At 57.0% G+C, this 2,940-nt stretch carries 3 protein-coding genes; 2 read left to right on the forward strand and 1 reads right to left on the reverse strand.

Features of this window, described 5'->3' with window-relative positions; genetic code table 11:
• On the reverse strand, positions 1 to 612 hold a 612-nt coding region (locus tag Q1B15_RS20000; protein ID WP_299757218.1), incomplete at its 3' end, for an NAD(+)/NADH kinase.
• Positions 613 to 647: 35 nt separating this feature from the next.
• On the opposite strand from Q1B15_RS20000, the gene Q1B15_RS20005 reads away from it, so the two are divergent.
• On the forward strand, positions 648 to 2,150 hold the full coding sequence (locus Q1B15_RS20005; protein WP_299757220.1) for an aldo/keto reductase: 1,503 nt from the start codon (positions 648 to 650) through the stop codon (positions 2,148 to 2,150).
• Positions 2,151 to 2,618: 468 nt separating this feature from the next.
• The coding region (locus tag Q1B15_RS20010) for a transporter substrate-binding domain-containing protein (protein WP_299757223.1) at positions 2,619 to 2,940 on the forward strand (322 nt) is incomplete at its 3' end.

Consider the following 2,940-nt stretch of genomic DNA (forward strand, 5'->3'; position numbering starts at 1 on the left):
AGCCTGCATCAGAGTGCGCGAGACGGGAGTGCGCGCGAGCCCATAAAGCCGTGGAGCAATCACGCCCGCGCGCAACCCGGCTTCATCGATGTCCATGATCTCGGCTTCATTTTGCCACTCGATTCGATCCTGATTGCTCAGCAGATCGGCCATCATCGAACCCGTCGCGCTTGGCGTAACTGCGAAGACGCCTGAATGCATCTTGACCCCGCAAGGAATGCCAAGGATGGCCGCGCCTTCGGGAATGACAGACATCACATCTCGCGCGGTCCCGTCGCCGCCCGCAAAAACAATGACATCAACCGGTGGCAAATCCAGAACTGCCTGCTGCGTGTCGTACCCAGCGCCGGTCAGGCTCCGTTGCCGAGAAAGGCGAAGATCCAACGGCAACCCCATTGCCCAATCCGCACCAAGACGACCGGGCGCAATGAACAGCGTCGCTTTTGGAACGCGCCTGGTGAGCAATTCCAGTGCCGTCCGGGTTCGCAAGCCTGCCTGCGGAGTTGCCCCCCGCCGAAGGGCCTCAGCCACTGTGTCAGGTCCGTCAGTCCCTTTCAGACCCACAGCACCGCCCAGGCCAGAATTCGGATTCACGATAAGTCCAATGCGCATCTATTGATCTTTAGCGGGTTGAAGGCATCCTCAATATGCGCACACAAGTTCGGAAATGGGAAAGTGATATTATGGAAGTGCCAGACCAAACCACTTTGGGACGCATACCAATCCGTCGACTGATCACCGGCTTATGGCAAATGGCCGATCAGGAAAGGGATGGTAAGCCATTCGACCTTGATAAGGCGGCAGAGGATTTGCTGGCCTATGCGAGGGCGGGTTTCGATACCTTTGATATGGCCGATCACTACGGCAATGCCGAAGTCGTCGCAGGGATGGTGCACAAGGAGATGCGCGACGCCGGTGAGGCACCTCCGACAATCCTGACAAAATGGTGTCCCGAACCAGGCGCAATGACCGCCGGAGTGGTTCGCGAGGGTGTCGAGACCGCGCTGGCGCGGCTGAAGGTCGAAAGCATCGACGTGATGCAGCTTCATTGGTGGTTGTATACCTCGCCGGAGTATTTGGATGCGATGGAGCACCTGATGCGTTTGCGGGAAGAAGGTCTAATTCGTGAAATCGGCCTGACAAATTTCGACGCCGCACACCTGAAGATGCTTATCTCGAACGGCATCGAGATTGCCTCCAATCAAGTGTGCTTTTCTTTGCTTGATCGCCGTGCCGTGCGCGAGTTGTCCGCAGTTGCTCGCAAGCATGACGTGGCAATTTTGGCTTTTGGCACCCTCGCCGGTGGGTTTCTGTCATCCCGATGGTCGGGCAGCGACGAACCCGTCGAAATCGAGGACTGGAGCCGAATGAAGTACAAGCGGTTCATAGACGCAGCAGGGGGCTGGCCGGTCTATCAGGACCTACTGGAAACACTCGGCGAAGTTGCTGAAAAGCACGGTGTTTCGATTTCGAACGTGGCTTCCGCTTGGGTTCTGGATCACGCTGCGGTGCGTGCGACGATTATCGGCGCGCGGCTGGGAGAGACCCAACATCGCAGCGACAATCTCAGGGCACTTGGATTGACGTTCGATGATGAGGATCGCGCGTCCATTGATGTCGCCATAAACAACCTGGCCGACATCCCCGGCGACTGCGGCGACGAATACCGCAAGCCGCCTTTTCTGACCGCCTCTGGCGATCTCAGCCACCATCTGAATGCGTTGCCCCCAGTCTTCCCCGTGATCGAGGTGCCAGGGCCCGCCAAACGCACACGCGCAGTCAGCGGGTCTGTCTGGGAGACGAAGGCAGGGTTCTCGCGCGCCGTTCGGGATGGTCGGCATATCGCGGTCAGCGGCACGACTGCGACGACGCCGAGTGGCGATCCGGTTTGCCCGGGCGATGCGGAAGGGCAGACGATTTATATCCTCGACAAGATCCTCGGAGCCGTAGAAAGCTTGGGAGGCGACATCACCGATGTCATCCGAACCCGAATTTACCTGCGCAATTCCTCGGACTGGGAAGTCGTGTCGGCTGTGCACGCTCATGTCTTCGCTGACGTGCTGCCCGCGAACACGTTATTTGGAGGTGTTGACCTTATCGGACCCTATGAGGTTGAAATTGAGGCCGACGCGATTGTCGTGCGACAATAGGCTGTGGGGTTCTCTGATCATAGACGTGCACGCAGGTGTATTGTCCCGGAGAAACAACCGGCAAACCCAGCAGCCTCCGGAAATTCCGGTTAACCAGGGGCTCACAGGGGCGGTATCGCTTTTTGAATGCAACAATGGCGAACGCATTAGCAGGGTGCATCGTACATCACGAAAAAGCGCTCGTTCTTCTATGCATCAAACAGCGCCAGAATACTTCACCTGCGGCGGCTGATTGATTTATCAGTTGCGCCCGTTGTGGAAAACCCACTGAAATTGATCAGACGTGCGTCAAGATGGTGGATCGAATTTCGCGAACTTAGCAAGTTCATGAACAGGATTGACACCCGAGGGGTTCTCGCTGAACTTGGTCTCGCACAATAGTTCGTTTTGCGCACAATTCGGGCGATAGAACCGAACAGCTGTCTGAACAGGGCCCGCAACGGGTCGATCCAAACGGGAGAAATAAGAATGCTCAAGAGACAATTCATTGCAGGCGTGGCTGGTCTAGCCCTTGCCGCTTTCGCGGCAACAGGTGTCCAGGCGAAGAGCCTCGACGACATCCTTTCGGACGGCGTAATTCGAATCGGGATTAACCCGAATTTCCCCAACATGAGCACACGAAACGACGCGGGCGAATGGGAAGGCTTCGATATCGACGTTGGCAATGCACTCGCCGGGGCGATCGGAGTTGAAGTGGAGTGGGTCCCAACGGAAACGCCACAGCGCGTGCCTTTTCTTGTATCGGATCGCATCGATATCTCACTTGGTGCCCTGACACGTAACACCGAAC

Origin of the sequence: uncultured Boseongicola sp., from assembly GCF_937988555.1 — a bacterium.
In the GTDB taxonomy this organism is placed as follows: Bacteria; Pseudomonadota; Alphaproteobacteria; order Rhodobacterales; family Rhodobacteraceae; genus Boseongicola.